Source organism: Nocardiopsis mwathae (assembly GCF_014201195.1).
In the GTDB taxonomy this organism is placed as follows: domain Bacteria; phylum Actinomycetota; class Actinomycetes; order Streptosporangiales; family Streptosporangiaceae; genus Nocardiopsis_C; species Nocardiopsis_C mwathae.
This window is the reverse complement of the sequence record NZ_JACHDS010000001.1, coordinates 3,290,875-3,309,578: the sequence shown is the minus strand read 5'-3', so window position 1 is coordinate 3,309,578 and position 18,704 is coordinate 3,290,875. Positions and strand designations below refer to the sequence as shown.

General features: G+C 71.6%; 17 protein-coding genes. 13 read left to right on the top strand and 4 right to left on the bottom strand.

Features of this window, described 5'->3' with window-relative positions; genetic code table 11:
* The first annotated feature begins 30 nt into the window (after positions 1-30).
* The 8 genes from HNR23_RS14265 (at position 31) to HNR23_RS14230 (ending at position 8,031) form a co-directional block, all read left to right on the top strand.
* Positions 31-1,290 (top strand): SAM-dependent methyltransferase, encoded by a 1,260-nt coding sequence (locus HNR23_RS14265; protein ID WP_184076044.1) that lies wholly within the window; start codon positions 31-33, stop codon positions 1,288-1,290.
* 86 nt (positions 1,291-1,376) lie between these two features.
* Entirely contained in the window at positions 1,377-1,835 is a 459-nt protein-coding gene (locus HNR23_RS14260; protein WP_184076043.1) for a hypothetical protein, read from the top strand.
* 206 nt (positions 1,836-2,041) lie between these two features.
* Positions 2,042-3,301 carry a cytochrome P450 gene (locus HNR23_RS14255; RefSeq protein WP_184076042.1) on the top strand — a complete coding sequence of 420 codons (1,260 nt, stop codon included), beginning with the start codon at positions 2,042-2,044 and terminating at the stop codon, positions 3,299-3,301.
* A 164-nt stretch (positions 3,302-3,465) separates the two neighbouring features.
* The gene (locus HNR23_RS14250) at positions 3,466-4,743 is read left to right on the top strand and encodes a sugar ABC transporter substrate-binding protein (RefSeq protein ID WP_184076041.1); all 1,278 of its coding nucleotides are present in this window, start codon (positions 3,466-3,468) and stop codon (positions 4,741-4,743) included.
* 3 nt (positions 4,744-4,746) lie between these two features.
* A complete protein-coding gene (locus HNR23_RS14245) occupies positions 4,747-5,724 on the top strand; it encodes a carbohydrate ABC transporter permease (RefSeq protein ID WP_184076040.1) in 978 nt (325 codons plus the stop codon).
* Positions 5,721-6,620: a carbohydrate ABC transporter permease gene (locus HNR23_RS14240; RefSeq protein WP_184076039.1), complete on the top strand. Its 900-nt coding sequence runs from the start codon at positions 5,721-5,723 to the stop codon at positions 6,618-6,620. Before HNR23_RS14245 ends, HNR23_RS14240 begins: the two co-directional genes overlap by 4 nt.
* Positions 6,617-7,768 carry a glycoside hydrolase family 3 N-terminal domain-containing protein gene (locus HNR23_RS14235; protein WP_246421747.1) on the top strand — a complete coding sequence of 384 codons (1,152 nt, stop codon included), beginning with the start codon at positions 6,617-6,619 and terminating at the stop codon, positions 7,766-7,768. The genes HNR23_RS14240 and HNR23_RS14235 overlap by 4 nt, the downstream gene beginning before the upstream one ends.
* Positions 7,765-8,031 (top strand): hypothetical protein, encoded by a 267-nt coding sequence (locus tag HNR23_RS14230; protein WP_246421746.1) that lies wholly within the window; start codon positions 7,765-7,767, stop codon positions 8,029-8,031. The genes HNR23_RS14235 and HNR23_RS14230 overlap by 4 nt, the downstream gene beginning before the upstream one ends.
* Positions 8,032-8,094: 63 nt before the next feature.
* On the opposite strand, the gene HNR23_RS14225 is transcribed toward HNR23_RS14230, so the two are convergent.
* Together HNR23_RS14225 and HNR23_RS14220 are read right to left on the bottom strand one after the other, a co-directional pair.
* Positions 8,095-9,642 carry a long-chain-fatty-acid--CoA ligase gene (locus HNR23_RS14225; protein WP_184076038.1) on the bottom strand — a complete coding sequence of 516 codons (1,548 nt, stop codon included), beginning with the start codon at positions 9,640-9,642 and terminating at the stop codon, positions 8,095-8,097.
* Between the two features lie 122 nt (positions 9,643-9,764).
* Positions 9,765-10,223, bottom strand: coding sequence for a DUF6406 domain-containing protein (locus HNR23_RS14220; RefSeq protein ID WP_184076037.1), 459 nt, complete (start codon positions 10,221-10,223; stop codon positions 9,765-9,767).
* Positions 10,224-10,664: 441 nt separating this feature from the next.
* Here HNR23_RS14220 and leuS point away from each other — a divergent pair, with 441 nt between their 5' ends.
* The 3 genes from leuS to HNR23_RS14205 all read left to right on the top strand — a co-directional run bounded on the left by leuS (position 10,665) and on the right by HNR23_RS14205 (position 14,794).
* On the top strand, positions 10,665-13,163 hold the full coding sequence (gene leuS, locus HNR23_RS14215) for a leucine--tRNA ligase (protein WP_184076036.1): 2,499 nt from the start codon (positions 10,665-10,667) through the stop codon (positions 13,161-13,163).
* 7 nt (positions 13,164-13,170) lie between these two features.
* Positions 13,171-13,851 (top strand): hypothetical protein, encoded by a 681-nt coding sequence (locus HNR23_RS14210; protein WP_184076035.1) that lies wholly within the window; start codon positions 13,171-13,173, stop codon positions 13,849-13,851.
* 139 nt (positions 13,852-13,990) lie between these two features.
* Positions 13,991-14,794, top strand: coding sequence for a hypothetical protein (locus HNR23_RS14205; RefSeq protein ID WP_184076034.1), 804 nt, complete (start codon positions 13,991-13,993; stop codon positions 14,792-14,794).
* A 34-nt stretch (positions 14,795-14,828) separates the two neighbouring features.
* On the opposite strand, the gene HNR23_RS14200 is transcribed toward HNR23_RS14205, so the two are convergent.
* Complete coding sequence (locus tag HNR23_RS14200; protein ID WP_184076033.1) at positions 14,829-15,944, bottom strand: alpha/beta hydrolase family protein; 1,116 nt, start codon at positions 15,942-15,944, stop codon at positions 14,829-14,831.
* Between the two features lie 238 nt (positions 15,945-16,182).
* Entirely contained in the window at positions 16,183-16,848 is a 666-nt protein-coding gene (gene lexA, locus HNR23_RS14195; RefSeq protein ID WP_221308676.1) for a transcriptional repressor LexA, read from the bottom strand.
* A 452-nt stretch (positions 16,849-17,300) separates the two neighbouring features.
* Between lexA and HNR23_RS27510 the strand changes: the two genes are divergently transcribed.
* On the top strand, positions 17,301-17,837 hold the full coding sequence (locus HNR23_RS27510; protein ID WP_343070561.1) for a LysM peptidoglycan-binding domain-containing protein: 537 nt from the start codon (positions 17,301-17,303) through the stop codon (positions 17,835-17,837).
* 360 nt (positions 17,838-18,197) lie between these two features.
* On the top strand, positions 18,198-18,680 hold the full coding sequence (nrdR, locus tag HNR23_RS14185) for a transcriptional regulator NrdR (RefSeq protein WP_184076031.1): 483 nt from the start codon (positions 18,198-18,200) through the stop codon (positions 18,678-18,680).
* The last annotated feature ends 24 nt before the right edge of the window (positions 18,681-18,704 follow it).

Sequence of the window (18,704 nt, the reverse complement as noted above, 5' to 3'; positions counted from 1 at the left end):
TCCCGCCCAGAGGTGACGAAGGGAACGACCATGCGGCTTGCGGAGATCTTCGAACGTGTCGTCGGCGCCAATGCGCCCGTTCGGTTCCGCGCCTATGACGGCAGCACAGCGGGGGATCCCGACAGCGATGTCACGATCGTCGTCCGCACCCCGGTGGCACTGAACTACCTGGCGCAGTCGCCCGGGGCCATGGGTCTGACCCGGGCCTATGTCGGGGGCCACCTCGACCTGGAGGGCGACATGTACACCGCCCTCAAGCGCATGTGGGACCTGGCCATCGGCGACGGTATCGCCATCTCCCCGCTGGAGATGGTCAAGATCGCCAAGGACATCGGTTGGGTGAAGTTCGTCAACCGCGTCCCGCCGCCCCCGCAGGAGGTGACCCCCAAGCGCCTGCTGGGCCGTGGACTTCGCCATTCCAAGGACCGCGACGCCGAGGCGATCCATCACCACTACGACGTCTCCAACGCCTTCTACGAGCTGGTGCTGGGCCCGTCGATGACCTACACCTGCGCCGTCTTCGCGACCCCGGAGACGTCTCTGGAGCAGGCCCAGTTCGACAAGTACGACCTGGTCGCAAAGAAGCTGGACCTCCGGTCCGGAATGCGCCTGCTGGATGTGGGCTGCGGCTGGGGCGGCATGGTCCGGCACGCCGCCCGCGAGTACGGCGTCAAGGCGCTGGGGGTCACGCTCTCCAAGGAGCAGGCCGAGTGGGCGAGCAAGAGGATCGCCCAGGAGGGCCTCGGCGACCTGGCCGAGGTCCGGCACATGGACTACCGGGACGTGCCCGACGGCATCTACGACCGGATCAGCTCCATCGGCCTGACCGAGCACATCGGCCACAAGAACGTCGACTCCTACTTCGCCGGGCTGTACGCCAAGCTCAAGCCGGGCGGCCGCCTGCTCAACCACTGCATCACCCGGCCGCGCAACGACCTGCCCCCGATGTTCCCCGGCGGGGTCATCAACCGCTACGTGTTCCCCGACGGCGAGCTTGAGGGGCCGGGCGTGCTGCAGACCTCCATGAACGACGCCGGCTTCGAGATCCGGCACCAGGAGAACCTCCGCGAGCACTACGCGCTGACCCTGCGCCACTGGTGCGACAACCTGGAGGCCAACTGGGACGCCGCCGTCGCCCAGGTGGGCGAGGGCACCGCGCGGGTATGGCGGCTCTACATGGCCGGCTGCATCCTCGGCTTCGAGCGCAACGTGGTGCAGCTGCACCAGATCCTCGGCGTCAAGCTGGACGGCACCGACGCCCACATGCCGCTGCGGCCCGACTTCACCTGAGGACCGGGCGCGCCCGGCCACCCGCTCCGGGCGCGCTCCCCCGCGAGCGGCGCGATCACCGCCCGCACCCCGGGCATGATGGAGGTATGCCTGCAACAGACGGACCCGACGACGCCGCCCGCGTCAAACAGCTCGCCGTGACCCTCGTCGACGCCTACGTGCGCAAGGACGCCGACGCCCTGGCCGCCGCGGTCGCGGGGATCGGCGGCGCCACCGCCGAGGTCACCTCCGACCTCAAGGTCTTCGCCGCCTTCCTGACCCGCCGGGTGCAGGAGACCGGGGTGGTGTGGAAGCCCGCCGACGCACGGGAGGCCGTGGCGGCGGCCGTGGCCGACATGCTGCCACCGGAGATCGAGTTCGCGGTCGTCACGGCGTGGGAGGCCTACTCGGTGGGTGAGGAGGCGGTGGCCGAGCGCTTCACCAACGGCGACCCCGTGGTCTACGTCCACATGCTGGCGGCCTTCTGCGCGGCGATCGGCGGGGCGGTCTACAAGCCGGCCGAGCTCATCTCGACGCTGCGCATCGCCGCGGGCCTGGGTGACTGACCCTCCCCGCGTCGATCTCGGGGGTATCGACCTCATTCTCGCCGCCGGCATTCGGGCGATATCCCCGAGACCACCGCAGGAGGCCGGATTCTTCTTGACACGGAAGGATGTTATGTAAAGAGTGTGGGGGTGAGCCAGCCCACTCCGTTCCGCGCCGCGCCGCCCCGAACCCGGGGCGGCGGCCGTGAGGGAAAGGACTCCCCCCGATGAGACCGGCGACCCGGCCCGCCCCCCTCGACGACATCGACCTCTCCGACATGGGCTTCTGGAGCCGCCCCAGCGGGGAGCGCCACGAGGCGTTCGCCCGGCTGCGCGCCCGGCCCGCCCCCGTGTTCTTCACCGAACCCGACCTCGGCCCCATCCCCACGGGCCCAGGCTTCTACGCCCTGGTCCGCCACGCCGACGTCGTCGAGGCCAGCCGCACCCCCGAGGTCTTCGCCTCCGAACCCAGCGCCATCTCCATCCCCGACCTGCCCGAGGGCTTCAACGAGTTCTTCGGCTCGATGATCAACCTCGACGACCCGCGGCACGCACGGCTGCGCCGCATCGTCTCCCGCGGCTTCACCCCCCGCATGCTCGCGCGGTTGGAGGACGGCGTCCAGCGCCAGGCCGAGCGCATCGTCGCCGACCTGGAGCGGACCGGACCGTGCGACTTCGTCGCCGCAGCCGCCGCCCGCCTCCCGCTCGTCGTCATCTGCGAGATGATGGGCATACCCGAGAGCCACCACCGGATGGTGTTCGAGAACTCCAACATCATCCTGGCCGGGCACGACCGCGACTACCTCGGCGACGACATCGACACCGCCGTGGGCCGCGTGCTCAGAGCCGGGGCCGAGCTGGCCGGGCTCCTGGCCGACCTCGCCGCCGAGCGCCGCGCCCACCCCACCGACGACCTCACTTCCGCCCTGGTCAACGCCAACATCGACGGCGAGTCGCTGACCGACGCCGAACTCGGCTCCTTCTTCATCCTGCTGGCCGTCGCCGGGAACGAGACCACCCGCAACGCCATCAGCCACGGGCTCAAGCTCCTCACCCTCCACCCCGAGCAGCGCGCGACCTGGTGGTCGGACTTCGAGGGCTACGCCGCCACCGCCGTGGAGGAGATCATCCGGCACGCCTCACCGGTGGTCTGGATGCGCCGCACCGTCACCCGCGACCACGAGATGAACGGGCACCGCTACCGCGCCGGGGACAAGACGGTCCTCTACTACGCCTCGGCCAACCGCGACGAGACCGTCTTCTGCGACCCGCACCGCTTCGACGTCACCCGCAGCCCCAACCCCCACGTGGGATTCGGCGGGCCGGGGCCGCACTTCTGCCTCGGCGCCCACCTCGCCCGGCGTGAGATCACCGTCATGTTCCGCGAACTGCACCGGCGCCTCCCCGACATCCACTCCACCGGCAGGCCGCAGCGGCTGTTCTCCAACTTCGTCAACGGCATCAAATCCATGCCGTGTTCGTTCTGACACCTCCGTACCCTCGCCCGATACGGTGATGACCTGCCGCACCCGGCGACGGTTTCGTCGGGCGGCACGGCCCGGACGGTGGCGCCGCCTTCACAGCCGGGCGGTTTTTGCGTAGGTTTCTTACCAACCCGCGGGGGAGACCGTAAGCGAACGGGAGATCTCCGATGGCACGAACGCATGCCCTGACCGTCGCAGCGCTCGGCACGTCCCTGGCCCTGCTCGCCACCGCGTGCGGAGGCGGAGGCGACGGCGCCGCGGACGGCGACACCCTCGAAGTCTGGATCATGGACGGCACCAACCCCGACGCCGGCGATTACTTCGCCGACGTCGCGGCGGCGTTCAAGGAGCGGACCGGGGCCGACGTCAGGGTCGAGTTCGTGCAGTGGGCCGACGCCCACGACAAGTTCGTCACCGCCATCGCCGGGCGCCGCCTGCCCGACATCGCCGAGGTCGGCAGCACCTGGACCCCCGAGTTCGCCGACGCCGGGGCGCTGGTCGACCTCACCGACCGGGTCGGCGACACCGGCGCCTACTCCGAGGGCCTGGTGGAAGCCGGGACCGTCGACGGACGGCTCTACGGCGTGCCCTGGTACGCCGGGGTGCGGTCGATCGTCTACCGCACCGACATCTTCGACGAGCTCGGCCTGGAGGAACCCACCACCTGGGACGAGCTGCGCGAGACCGCGCTGACCATCGCCGAGGAGCGAGACGACGTCACCGCCTTCCCCGTCGCCGGCGACGCCTACTACCACTCCCTCCCCTTCATCTGGGGAGCCGGCGGGGAGATCGCCGTGCAGGAGGCCGACGGCACCTGGACCTCCCCGCTCGACGGCGAGGAAGCCCGTGAGGGACTCGCGTTCTTCACCGACCTCGCCCTCGAAGACCGCGTCTCCAGCACCGGGGCCAGCACCTGGCGGGAGACCGACGTGCTCGACAACTTCACCGACGGCAACGTCGCCATGGCCATCTCCGGAAGCTGGACCCCCGCCGCCATCGTCGAGGGCAATCCCGACATGGAGGGCAAGATCGGCGTCTTCCCGATCCCCGGCCGCGACGGCGGCCACAGCCCCTCCTTCCTCGGCGGCTCCCACCTGGCGATCATGTCCGGCACCCAGAACGACGACCTCGCCTGGTCCTACATCGACCTGGTGACCGACGACGAGCACGCCGCGCTCTGGGCCGACCAGTCCACCTACTTCCCCGGCAAGACCGACCAGCTCACCCCCTACACCGAATCGCAGGACCCGCTGGTGGCGCCCTTCGCCGTCCAGATGAGGGACGCCTCCAAGGCCCTGCCCTCCTCGCCCGACTTCGGCAAGGTCGAAGGCGACGCCGTGATACCCCGGATGCTGCAGTCGATACTGAACGGCAGGTCCTCCCTGGAGGACGCCACGGCCAAGGCCGCCGAGGAGATCGAGACGACCCTCAACGAAGGCGCCTGACGCGTGAGCGCCGCCGTCGACACGCGGCCACCCGCCGCGCGGGACGGCCGCCCGCCGCCCCGACCCCGGACCCGGGTCCCGGCGCGGACACTGCGGCGGTGGCTGCCCTGGGGCCTGCTGGCCCCCGGGCTGCTGGTCATCGGCGCGCTCCTGCTGTTCCCCCTCGGGCGCGTGGTGTGGCTGTCCTTCCAGGACTACACGCTGCGCAACATCTACACCGGCGAGACGAACTACAACTGGGGCGCCAACTACGTCGAGCTGCTCACCGAGCCCTACCTGTGGCGGGTGGTGCTGCCCAACACGGTGGTGTTCGCGGTGTTCGCGGTCGGCGGCACGGTGGTGGTGGGCACGCTCGTCGCACTGCTCCTGCGCAGCCTGGGCCGGGTCTCCCGGACCATCGTCATCAGCTGCGTCATGGTGGCCTGGGCGATGCCCGCCGTCTCCGGCACCTACGTGTGGATCTGGATCTTCGACGTCGACCGTGGCGTCGTGCGGCACGCCCTGACCTCGCTCGGGCTGCTCGGACCCGACGGGTTCAACTGGTTCGCCGACCGGGTGTCCTTCTACGCGATCGTCGTCCTCAACGTCATCCACCACGGTTTCCCGTTCGTGGCCGTCACCGTGCTCGCCGGGCTGCTGACCATCCCCCGCGAGCTCTACGAGGCCGCGGTGCTCGACGGCGCCGGCGCCTGGCAGCGGTTCTGGTACGTGACCGTGCCGACGATCCGCCCCGTGTTCGCGGTGGTCACCATCCTCTCCACGATCTGGGACTTCAAAGTGTTCGCGCAGGTCTACCTGATGCCCGGCGGTTCCGGGGGCAACCAGGAGGTGTTCAACCTCGGCGTGTGGTCCTACATCCGGTCCTTCAGCCACCAGAGCTACGGCATGGGCTCGGCCATCGCGGTGATGCTCACGCTGTTGCTGCTCGCGATCACCATCGTCTACGTGCGCGCCCTGTTCCGAGAGGACGAGCTCCGATGAGCCGCCCGGCCGCGCCGGCCGCGCCGGACGCCCCGGGGAAGCGGAGCACGCGCACGCCCCCGCGCCCCCGCCGGTACCGCCGCGCCGCCGGAACCGCCTGGCGGGCGCTCGGCGTCGCCGTCGTCCTGGCCTTCACCCTCTTCCCCGCCTACTTCATGGTGGTCAGCGGGCTCTCCGAGCGCGCCGTCTCCGGGACCGACGCGCTGCTGCCGCGGTCGGTCAGCCTGGACAACTTCACCTACGTGCTGACCGAGGCGGGTTTCCTCACCTACCTGCGCAACTCGCTGCTCGTCGCGCTGATCACGGTCGTGGGCAGCGCCCTGCTCGCGCTGTTCGCCGCGACCGCCGTGGCGCGCTTCCGGTTCCGGCTGCGCACCAGCGTTCTCATCATGGTCCTCATCGTGCAGATGGTCCCGCTGGAAGCGCTGGTCATCCCGCTCTTCCTGCAGGCCAGCGACCTACGGATGCTCAACTCGCTGATCGGCCTGAGCATCGTCTACATCGCGATGTCGCTGCCGTTCGCCATCTGGATGCTGCGCGGGTTCGTCGCGGCCATCCCCGTCGAGGTCGAGGAGGCCGCCTACATCGACGGCGCGTCCTGGCCGCGGATGTTCTGGTCGGTGCTGTTCCCGCTGGTCGCCCCGGGACTCGTGGCCACCGGCATCTTCTCCTTCATCGTCGCCTGGAACGAGTTCATCCTCGCGCTCACGTTCCTGCAGGACGGGGACAAGTTCACCGTCGCCGTCGGCCTGCGGCAGTTCTTCCAACAGCACACCACCGACTGGGGGGCACTGATGGCCGCTTCCACGATCATCACCCTCCCGGTGATGGTCTTCTTCCTGATCGTGCAGCGCGGCCTGGTCTCCGGCCTCGTCCAGGGGGCGGTGAAGGGATGACCGCCGACGCCCGGACCTCCGACGACCGCGGCGACGTGCACCGAGAACCGCCGAGCACCCCGCGTACGTCGCCGAGATCGACCCCGGAGCGCGAGGGGGCGCGCCTGTCGGGGATGGTGCACACCGTCCTGATGCCCGGCTTCACCGGTACGTCCGTGCCACCGTGGCTGGCCCGGGCGATCGATGGCGGGCTGGCCTCGGTCCTGTACTTCGCGCCCAACCTCGCCGACGACCCCGCGCGGCTCTCGGCCGAGCTGCGCGCACTCCGGCCGGACCTGCTGCGCGCCTCCGACGAGGAGGGCGGCGCCGTAACGCGGCTGCACGCCGCCACCGGCTCGCCCTACCCCGGCCACGGCGAGCTCGGCGACGTCGGCGACCCCGGGCACACCCGCGCGGTCGCCGCCGCCATGGGGCGCGAGCTGCGCGAGGCCGGCATCGACGCCGCGCTCGCCCCCGTCATGGACGTCGACATCGACCCCGCCAACCCGGTGATCGGGGTGCGCGCGTTCGGCGCCGATCCCGCCACCGTCGCCCGGCACGGGGCGGAGTTCATCGCCGGGCTGCACGCCGCCGGGGTGGCCGCCGCGGCCAAGCATTTCCCCGGGCACGGCGACACCCGCACCGACTCCCACGTCGACCTGCCCGTCATCGACATCGACGAGGCGACCCTGCGGCGGCGTGAGCTGCCGCCCTTCGCCGCGGCGGTCGCAGCGGGCGCCGAGATGGTCATGGTCGGCCACATCGGTGTCCCCGCGCTGGACGCCGCGGCACCGGCCAGCGTGTCGCCGCGCGCCTACGCGCTGCTCCGCGCGGACCTGGGGTTCAGCGGAGTGGCCGTTACCGACGCCCTGGACATGCGCGGCCTGGGGGCCTACACCGGTGTGGCGGAGGTGCGCGAGCACCTGGCCCGTGGCGCCGTCGCCGCGCTCGCCGCCGGTGCCGACCTGCTGTGCCTGGGCAACCCCGCCACGGCCGGGGTGCGCGACGAGGACATGTTCACGGCGGCGCGCGACGGACTGCTCGCGGCGGTGCGCGGCGGTGCGGTGCCCCGCGGCCGGCTTGAGGAGGCGGCCGACCGGGTGGAGCGGCTGCTGCGGCGGGCCGGGGATCTGGTCCGCGCGGCCGAACGGGAAGAGCGCACGAGGTGAGGACGGAGAGCACCCCCGGTAGAGACGCCGACGGGCACGCGATCGACCCCGACGGGCACGCGATCGACCCCGACCATCCGTGGCCCAAGAGCCCGACGAGCGTGCGCATCCGCTGCAACGCCTGTATGGGCCTGCGGTTCTTCGCCGACCGGCACGCCGACGACCGCGCGGGCTACGGCCCCGGCCCGCACTGCCGGACCTGCGGGAGGCGCATCGAGTTCCGCTGCACCGCGTGCGACTCCCCCTGGCGCCCGCTGTCCTGAGGGGCCGAGCCGCCCGCCCACGCGCGGGGGCTCGGCTCGCTCGTGCGCTCTCGCGGGAGCACCTCAGCGCAGGTCGCGTTTGAGGATCTTGCCCGTGGCGGTCATCGGCAGTTCGTCGCGGAACTCCACCAGGCGGGGGTATTTATAGGCGGCGAGCCGTCCCTTCGCCCAGTCGATGAGAGCCTCCTCGGTGAGCGCGGCCCCCTCCTCCCGGATCACGTACGCCTTGATCTCCTCGCCGTGCGTCTCGTGCGTGACACCGACGACCGCGCACAGGCTGACCTCGGGGTGTGTCATCAGCACCTCTTCGAGCTCGCGCGGGTAGACGTTGTACCCGCCGCGGATGATCATGTCCTTGGACCGGTCGACGATGAAGTAGAAGCCCTCCTCGTCGCGGCGGGCGATGTCGCCGGTGCGGAACCAGCCGTCCCGCATGACCTGCGCGTTGGCGTCCGGGCGGTTGTGGTACCCCTTCATCACGCAGTGGCCGCGGACCGCGATCTCGCCGGGCCCCTCGCCCTCGACGTCGTTGAAGTCGCCGTCGATGAGCTTCATCTCCACGCCCCAGATCGGCCGTCCCACGGACGCGGTCTTCGCCTTGACCTTGGGGTTGTTGAAGGACACGACGGGCGAGGTCTCGGACAGGCCGTAGCCCTCCAGGATGCCGACGTCGAACCGGTCCTTGATGTTGCGGGCCAGCTCGGCGGGGAGGGCGGAGCCGCCGGAGACGGCCGTGTGCAGGTTCCCGGCGATCGCGGCGAGGTCGTGCTCGCCCTTGGCGCCGAGCAGGCCCCAGTACATGGTCGGCACGCCGGCGAACATCGTCACGCCCTCCTTCTCCATCAGCGCCAGGGCCTCGTCGCCGTCGAAGCGCGGCATGAGCACGATGGTGGCGTGCCGGTACAGGCCGACGTTCATCATCGTGGTCTGGCCGAAGATGTGGAACAGCGGCAGGACGGCCAGGCAGACGTCGTGCCCGCTGTCCGCCCTGCTGAACAGGGCGTCGGAGGCCACCGCGTTGAACAGCAGGTTGTTGTGCGTGAGCTGGGCGCCCTTGGGGGTGCCGGTGGTGCCGCTGGTGTAGATGATGACGGCGGTGTCGTCCGCCTCGGTGCGGACCGAGGAGAACGCGCCGGGCTGCCCGTCCAGGGCGGCCCAGAACGTCTCCGCGCCTTCGATCGCGGACTCCTTGGCCCCCGGTGCGGCCGGCAGGTCGATGTAGGTGGTGCACGTGTCGACTTCGCCGAACGCGGCGAACGCGCGCTCGCCCAGTGGCAGCTCAGGGGTTCCGGTGAACGCGAACAGCGCCTTGGCCCCGGAGTCCTGGAGGTGGTAGGCGATCTCACGCGGGGTCAGCAGCACGTTCAGCGGCACGACCACGGCCCCGGCCTTGAGCGCCCCGAAGTAGACGAACGGGAAGTAGGGGACGTTGGGGCTGGCGAGCGCGACCTTGTCGCCGGGCTTGACCCCGCGCTCGACCAGGAGGTTGGCCACCTGGTTGGCGATCATGTCGGTCAGCGCGTAGGTGAGTCGCAGCTCGCCGAAGACCAGGCAGTCCCGGTCGGGGGTGTTCCGGGCACCGTCCTCCAGAAGTACGGACAGGTTGAGCATCGGGCCTCCTACAGCGTGCATCGGTCCAGTGCCCGTGGCGCGTGTGGGCGTCCCCGGCCACCTGAGTGTTCCCGATCACTGTTTTACCGCACGGTAACTTCGGGGGTCGCGGCCGGGTGCGGCTACTCCTGCCGGTCGCCCTGTCCGCCCGTGTCCGGCTCGTCCCGCGTCAGGGTGGCGCTGCCCGGTCCCGCGTCCCCGTTCATCCCGATCTCCGAGACGCGCCAGGTGTCGTCGCCGAGTTTCAGCTCGTCACCGAGGCTGAGCGTGTAGCTCGCCGGGGGCTCGGCGCCGGAGTCGACGGCGATCACCACCGCCGGGTCGTCGCCCTCCTCGTAACCGGTGATCTTGAGCGACAGCGCCGCCGCCTCGTCGGGGCCGGTGCGCAGGTCGAAGGGGATGCCCTCGGTCAGCTGGACGCGGTCGGTGTCCTCACCCAGCACCGGGGCGGGGGACGCGTCGGACGCGGAGTCGATCTCCGGCTCGCCGCCGCAGGCCGCGGCACCGAACGCCAGACCGGCCCCCAGGGCGGCGATGGACATGAACCGGGCGGCTCGGCGGGCCCCTGCGAAGACGGTCATGTTCGACTGATCTCCAACTACTCGTGGACGCTGCGGATCTGGGAGGAGGGTGTGCGACCGGTTCCGTGGCCGCGGCGACGCCGCACACGACAGCGCGGCCGGCGCGACACCGCGCGACGGAGCGGGCGCGGCGGGCGACCGCCCAGGCTGCATTCTCCCACCGGCGCGCCGGCGGGGAGACCGGATCCCCGCCGCACTCAGGGAATCCCAAGGCAGAGGGGCCGAACGCGGGCCGGCGGCCCGGGCGTGGCGGGCGCCGGGCCCGGGCCGCCTGCGATTCCCGTCGAGGGAGATCCGGCAACCGCGCTAACCTGTGAAGCACAGTCACTCGGCTGGAGAGGAACGGACCGCGGGCCCGACCGCGACACACGGGCGGACCGACGCGGGCGCTCCAGACACGATGTGCCCCTCAGTTGCGACCCGGTAGAGGACATTCGAGCGATGACAGCGGTAGGTGGAGACCAGGTGGCGAGCGACGTCTACGACGCTCGCGCCCTCCAGGAGAAGTGGCAGGCGCGGTGGGAGAAGGACGCCCCCTTCCTCGCCGACGACAGCCCGGCCGACGACCGTCCGCGCCGCTATGTCGTCGACATGTTCGCCTACCCCTCCGGCGACCTCCACATGGGACACGCCGAGGTGTACGCCATCGGCGACGTCATCGCGCGCTACGGCTTCCAGCGGGGCGAGAACGTGCTGCACCCCATCGGCTGGGACTCCTTCGGCCTGCCCGCCGAGAACGCGGCGATCCGCAACGACAGCCACCCGGCGGCCTGGACCTACGCCAACATCGAGACCCAGGCCGAGTCGTTCCGCCGCTACGGCATCTCGGTCGACTGGACGCGGCGCCTGCACACCAGCGACCCGGAGTACTACCGCTGGAACCAGTGGATGTTCCTGCGCCTGTTCGGGCGCGGCCTGGCCTACCGCAAGGACGGCCTGGTCAACTGGTGCCCGCAGGACCAGACCGTTCTGGCCAACGAGCAGGTCGTGCAGGGCAGGTGCGAGCGCTGCGGCGCCGAGGTGGTGCGCCGCGGCCTGAACCAGTGGTACTTCCGTATCACCGACTACGCCGATCGCCTGCTGGACGACATGGACCGGCTGGAGGGCGGCAACTGGCCGGACGAGATCCTGACCATGCAGCGGAACTGGATCGGCCGCTCGCACGGCGCCGACGTCCGCTTCGAGATCGACGGCCGTGAGGAGGCCGTCCCGGTCTTCACCACCCGACCCGACACGCTGTACGGCGCCACGTTCTTCGTTGTGGCCGCCGATGCGCCGCTGGCCGACGAGCTGTGCGCGCCCGAGCAGCGCGCCGAGTTCGAGGCCTACCGTGCGCAGGTCGCCAAGCTGAGCGACATCGAGCGGCAGTCCACCGAGCGTCCCAAGACCGGTGTCTTCCTGGGCCGCTACGCGGTCAACCCGGTCTCCGGCGAGCGCATGCCGGTCTGGGCCGCCGACTACGTGCTGGCCGACTACGGCCACGGCGCCATCATGGCGGTGCCCGCCCACGACCAGCGCGACCTGGACTTCGCGCTCAAGTTCGAGCTGCCCGTGCGGGTCGTCGTCGACACCGGCGAACCGCACCCGGCCGAGACCGGTATCGCCACCGCGGGCGACGGCACCCTGGTCAACTCCGGCCCGCTGGACGGGCTGGGCAAGGACGAGGCCGTCCAGCGCATCATCGGCATCCTGGAGGAGCGCGGCACCGGCGAGGGCACCGTCAACTTCCGGCTGCGCGACTGGCTGATCTCCCGCCAGCGCTTCTGGGGCACACCGATCCCGATCGTGCACTGCCCTGACTGCGGCGAGGTTCCGGTCCCCGACGACCAGCTGCCGGTGCGCCTGCCGGACGACCTGAAGGGCGCCGACCTGGCTCCCAAGGGCGTCTCGCCGCTGGCCGCCGCCACCGACTGGGTCAACGTCGACTGCCCCGGGTGCGGCGCCCCGGCCAAGCGCGACACCGACACCATGGACACCTTCGTCGACTCGTCCTGGTACTTCCTGCGCTACTGCTCGCCCAACCTGGACACCGCCCCGTTCGACCGCGAACTCGTCGACCGGTGGGGGCCGGTGGACAACTACATCGGAGGCAAGGAGCACGCCACGCTCCACCTGCTCTACGCGCGCTTCTTCACCAAGGCGCTCTACGACATGGGGCTGGTCGGCTTCACCGAGCCGTTCAAGCGGCTGCTCAACCAGGGCCAGGTCATCAACCAGGGCAAGGCGATGTCGAAGTCCCTGGGCAACGGCGTCGACCTGGGCCAGGAGATCGACAACTACGGTGTCGACGCCGTCCGGCTCACCATGCTGTTCGCCGGCCCGCCCGAGGACGACGTGGACTGGGCCGACGTCTCACCGGGCGCGTCGCTGAAGTTCCTGAACCGCGCGTTCCGCGTCATGGCGCAGGCCGGCGCCGCCTCCGAGCCGGGGACCGAACCGGCCACAGGAGACCTCGCCCTGCGCAAGGCCACCCACCAGACCATCGACAAGGTCACCGCGGCGATCGAGGCCCAGCGCTTCAACGTCGCCATCGCCCGGGTCATGGAGCTGGTGACGGCCGCGCGCAAGGCCATCGACTCCGGCCCCGGCGCCGCCGACCCCGCGGTCCGCGAGGCCGCCGAGGTCATCGCGGTCACCCTCTCGCTGTTCGCCCCCTACGTCGCCGAGGAGGGCTGGGAGCGGCTGGGCCACAGCGGCACGGTCGCCGTGGGCAACTGGCGGGCCGCCGACCCCGCCCTGCTGGTGCAGGACGCGGTGACCTGCGTCGTGCAGGTGGCCAGCAAGGTCCGCGATAAGCTGCAGGTCGCCCCGGACATCTCCGAGGAGGAGCTGGAGCGCCTCGCGTTCGCCTCGGAGAAGGTGCAGGGCTTCATCGGCGGCAAGGAGATCCGCAAGGTCGTGGTCCGGGCACCCAAGCTCGTCAACATCGTCGTGGGCTGACACCGAGGTGGAGCCGAACCCCCAGCAGCCGCAGCGGACGGGCGCCACGGCCGGTCCCTCGGGCGCGGCCGCCTTCCTGAGCACGCCCAGAGCCAGGCGGGCGCTCGCCATGGCCGCCGCCGTGGCCGTCCTCTCCGGGAGTGCGATCACGGCGGGGCTGTGGTGGGGCAAGGACGGACCGGCCCTGGGGGCCGGCCCCGACGACGCCGTCACGACCGCGCCGGAGTGCTCCGTCGTCGAGGCCGGCACCGTGGCCGAGCTGCTGCCCTCCGGGCGGCCGGAGGCCGACGAGCACGGGCCGCTGATGGACGCCGAGGGGACCACGTGCGTGTGGACGTCGGTGGACGCCGACGGTGTACCGCCCCGCGTCCTGGCCGTCGACTTCGAGGCGCGGTTCACCGACCGGGCGGGCGACGTCACCGGCGCGTCCGCGGCCGCCCGGGCGCTGCAGGGCTTCGCCCCGGTCGCCGACCTGGAGGGCGCGGCGCCGCTGCCCCGGCTCGGCGCCGACGCACTGGTCTGGCCCGGCGCCGACGACGGAACGGCCGAGCTGGTGTTCCGCAGCGACAACCTGCTGGTCCGGGTCTCCTACGGGGGTGCCGAGGACAGCGGGGGCGCACCGCTCTCCTTCGCTGCGGCGCGGGACGGCGCCGTCGCCGTCGCCGAGCAGGTCGCCGACGCCCTGTAGGTCGTCGGCCGACCGAGGCGGACCGGTCGGAGGCGGCCATGTCGGACGCTCCGGTCCGCGTCCGGTCTGGGGCGGAATGCCTAGTACCGTGGGCTCCCGGAACGACGAGACGCGTCGGCGCGACCACACGGAGGCGTCCATGGCCCAGCCACCTTCCGGTGGCCCCGAAAGAGGACCGGCCGGACCGAGGGGCGGGCCGCCGATCGATCCGTCCGCCGCCGGGGGAGCGGCGGCCCCGGGACACCTCTCCGGCCCCACCCCGCCGCCGTCCGGGCCGACGGCGCCGCACGGGCCGACGCCGGGGTACATGCCGCCGGTGGAGTCGGCGCCCAAGCAGCGGCGGGGCTGCGCCATCGCCATGATCGCAGGCCTGTCGCTCGCGGTCATCGCCCTGCTGGGCGGCGGGGTGTGGACGGTCATCGTGCTCACCGGCGCCGGGGGCGACTACGAGACCGCGCCGAAGTGCACGATCGCCAGGGGCGAGGCCCTGAACCGGCTGGTGCCCGACCGCACGACCGAGGTCGACCAGCGGATCAAGGACCTGGAGGGCACCGGGCGCGAGGGCCAGGAGTGCCGCTGGGCCACCGCGGAGGACGGCGCGGCCGTTCCGGCCGCGGCCCGCCTGGTCCTCGTGGCCAACGGGGGTGACGCACAGCGCGACGCCGAGGCGCAGGCCGCGGCGGCCCTGCGCGAGGCGCGCAGCGACCACGAGTCGAGCGAGCTCGCCGACCTCGGAGACGAGGCCTACACCTGGGCGGACTCCCACGGCGATTACGCGTGGGGCTGCGTGGGCGTGCGGATCTCCAACCTTTACACCGAGACCTGCTACACGGCCGCGGCCGACTTCAACGCCGACGAGTCGATCTCCGAGGAGGAGGCCCTGGCCGGCGCCGAGGAGCTCGCCCGCGAGGTCGTCCAGGCGATCCTGGACGGCCCGGAGTAGGCACGGGGCGGCCGAGGGCGGGCCGCCCGCCGTCCTAGAGCACCCCGTCGAGGAATTCCCGCAGCGCCGGTTCGACCTCCGGTGCGAACGCGCGGTCGGCATCGAGGGCCGACACGCCTGGGGCGTCGTCGTAGACACGGAGGATGTGGTCGGCGTCGGGGAGGTCCACCCTGCGCGCGTCGGCCTGGCCGGAGAGCCCGTCCATGAGGCGGTCCACATCGCTCTCGGAGATCTGGGCGTCGGCCGTGCCCCACAGCACCAGGGTGCTCGTCTCCGCGGGCAGCTCACGGGCCAGCTCGGCCGGGTCCATGCTGTCGATCGTCCGGAGGAACGGGGCGTTGCCGGGGTTGAGGACGGCGCCGAGCGGTGGTTCGACCTGTTCGGACAGGGGCTCGTCCGCCCGGATCCGGGCGATGCCCTGGCGGAGTTCGGAGAGCATGTCGGTGGCGCCCTCCGCGGTGATCCGCCGGGCCGACTCGGCCGAGCGTACCTGCTCGGTGATCTGGCGGTCGAGGGTGTCGAGGTAGCGGTCGCCCATGGGGGCGGCCAGGACCAGGCCCGCGGGCGGGTGCTCGGCGACCACGTCCGGTGAGCGCAGCGCGAAGAGAGCGCCCTCGCTGTGCCCCACGACGACCACCCGCTCGGGGTCCACCTCCGGCCGGCCGAGGAGCTCGGCGTAGGCGTCGGCCATCTGGCGCTCGAAGACCTCGTAGGGGACGGGGTCGTCGGTGTCACGGTCGCCGAGGCCGGTGCGGCCGCTGCCGAGCTTGTCGTAGCGCAGCGAGGCGACACCGGCGTCGGCCAGGATCCGGGCGAGGTTCAGGTTGGTGTCGGCGCTCGCGCGCAGCTCGCTGTTGCCGTCGCGGTCGGTGGGGCCGCTCCCGGAGATGATGAGTGCGCCCGGGACCGGGGCGTCGGCGGCCGTCTCGGGCAGGGCGAGGGTGCCGTACACGGTGTCGGGGCCGCTGTCGAAGCTCACCTCGCGCTCGACCGGATCGGAGCCGGGGGGGTCGGGCTCGGCCGGGTGGTCGGGGCCGACGCCGCACCCGGTGGCGAGAAGCAGCGCCACCGCCCCTCCGGCTGCGGCCCGGAGGGGCGCCCGGAGGGAGCGAGGGGGTGAAGACGGAGGAGGTGAAGACGGAGCAGGCATGGTCCTACCGTAGGGGGCGCGGCGCGGCGGAGTGCGCGAGCGGCGGGGGAGGGGGAATTCCGCCGTTCTTCGCGTCCGAGTCCATTTCGATATATTGCGGTTCGGAAACGCCGGCCGTCGAATGCGATCCAGAGTGCCGCGGGGATGCGGACCGGCCGGAATCGCGACGGGCCCGCGGTCTCACACGGAGATCACGGGCCCGTCGGCCGAAACGATGCGGCGTCGTTATCCCGGAGGGTCACACCCGCCGCATGACGGCGACGACCTTACCGAGAATGGTCGCGCTGTCACCGTCGATGGGCTCGTAGGCGTCGTTGCGGGGGAGCAGCAGCACGCGGTCGCCCTCCCGCTTGAACACCTTCACCGTGGCTTCGTCGTCGAGCAGCGCGGCGACGATGTCGCCGTTGTTCGCGTCGGGCTGCTGGCGGACGACGACCAGGTCGCCGTCGGTGATGGCGGCGTCGACCATCGAGTCGCCGACGACGTTGAGCATGAACAGCCGGCCCTCACCGACGATCTGCTTGGGCAGGGTCAGGACGTCCTCGATGGACTCCTCGGCCAGGATCGGACCGCCGGCCGCGATGCGGCCGACCACCGGGACGTCGGTCGCGCGGGAGTAGTCGGCCCGGGGGTCGTTCTCCAGTTCATCCCAGGAACGGATCGGCGGTTGCCCTGGAATGCGAATTTCCACCGCCCTTGGGCGATTTTGGTCCCGATAAAGATAGCCTTTACGTTGCAACACCTTCAGTTGGTGCGCGACACTGGACGGGCTCGACAGGCCCACCGCATCGCCGATTTCCCGGATGGACGGTGGGTACCCGCGCTGCCGTACATAGCGGTGGATGCAGTTCAGAACACTCTGCTGGCGGGCCGTGAGCTTCGGCATGGCATCGGTCTGGCCCATGGATTCGTCGGTCTCCGCGGTCGTCGCGGGGGAGCCGGTGGACCAGAGTGCGGTGACGCTTCTCCCGCCCGCCTGAGGTTCGTGCGTTCCGTGGTTGTCCTCCGGCACGGCCGGCCTCCTCGGCGGTCGGTGTTCTGCGTGGGATGTCGGTGTGTTCGTGTCGATCGGCCGACCGCCTCACCGGCGGTGTCACCACCGCCCGCATGCGGGTGCCGCGGCGCGGATGCCCCGGCGGTTGCGCCGATCGAGCATGTCCAACGTTACTGCGTGTGCAGTGCCATATCAAACAAACGTTCGAGATGGTGATGAAAAAATCGCCCGGATGCGATATTAGTCGAACAGCTGTTCTAGCGAACTGGCATTCGAAGGTGATGATCGTGTTCGCACCCCACCCCGTCCCTCCGGCCCCACCCCGCCGGCTTCCCCCTCCCGCGCCGCGCCGGAAGGCTCCCGTGCTCTTCGACTGGGCGGTGGAGATCCCCGAGTGGGCCCACGCCCCCGGTCCGCGCGGCCGTGCCGTGCCGGCCGCCCCGGCGCGTGCTCCCCTCCGAGGGCCCGTCGCCGCCGTTTCCCGCGCGGCCCCGTCCGCCTCCGCCGCCGTTTCCCGCGCGGCCCCGTCCGCCTCCGCCGCCGCCTCCTCCGGCCGTGCGCGCGCTGCGGCGTGCCCCGCCGCGGTGCGACTCACCCGGCGCGGCCGTGTGGTCCTCGTCTCCGCCGCGTCCGCCGTCGCCGTCGCCGGGCTTTCGATGCTCTTCGTGACCTCCGCCGCTGTCGGGGCTGCGGCGTCCGGGGGGCAGCCCGCGGCGCCCCTGCCCGACGGCGCGCCCGCGACGGTGGTCGTGCGGGATGGCGATACGCTGTGGGGGATCGCGCAGCGGGTCCGGCCCGGCGACGACCCCCGCCCGGCGGTGCACGAGATCGTCGAGCTGAACGACCTGCCCGATCCCGATCTCACTCCCGGTCAGGTGCTCCGGCTGCCCGACCACTGACACTCCCGTGCCTGTGGCGTGCCCGTGTCCGCCCCCGCGGCGCCGGGTGCGCCTTTTCGGTGTGCCCGGATCCCGGCGCGGCCTGCCCCGGCGTCCGATCGGCCGCCGCACCGTTCCGTGACTTGCGCGCGGCAGGCGACCCCCGTAGGTTGACCACAACATCTAGTGCTCGCACGGAACAAGCAGACTAGAACTTGTGCTTTAGTAGGTATCCGATCTTTCTGAGTCGTTCGGCGGCGTCCGGTTCAGAGAGGGCGGTTCACCACGGCGCGAGCGGCTGCTCGGCACGGTCGCGAGCACGTCCGCGACACGTGGTGCGCGGAGTTCGATCGACGCGGATCTGGGGGGAGGCACACCGGTATGCACTGTCCGTTCTGCCGCCACCCCGACAGCAGGGTCATCGACAGCCGGTCGACCGACGACGGCGCGGCGATCCGCCGCAGACGCGCGTGTCCCGAGTGCGAGCGGCGCTTCACCACGCAGGAGACGGTGCTGCTGATGGTCGCCAAGCGCTCCGGTGTGACCGAACCGTTCTCCCGGACCAAGATCATCGCGGGTGTCCGCCGGGCCTGCCAGGGGCGGCCCGTCACCGAGGACGCGCTCGCGAAGCTCGGCCAGCAGGTCGAGGAGGAGATCCGGTGCCGCGGGCAGGCGGAGGTGCCCTCCCACGAGATCGGCCTGGCCATCCTCGTCCCGCTGCGCGACCTCGACGAGGTGGCCTACCTGCACTTCGCGTCGGTCTACCGGGGCTTCGAGTCGCTGATGGACTTCGAGAACGAGATCGCCCTGCTGCGGGCCGACCGGGCCAAGGCCGACGGGGCGGGCGGGCAGGACGAGGCGTAGTCGGCCGGACGGCGGCGAACGGAG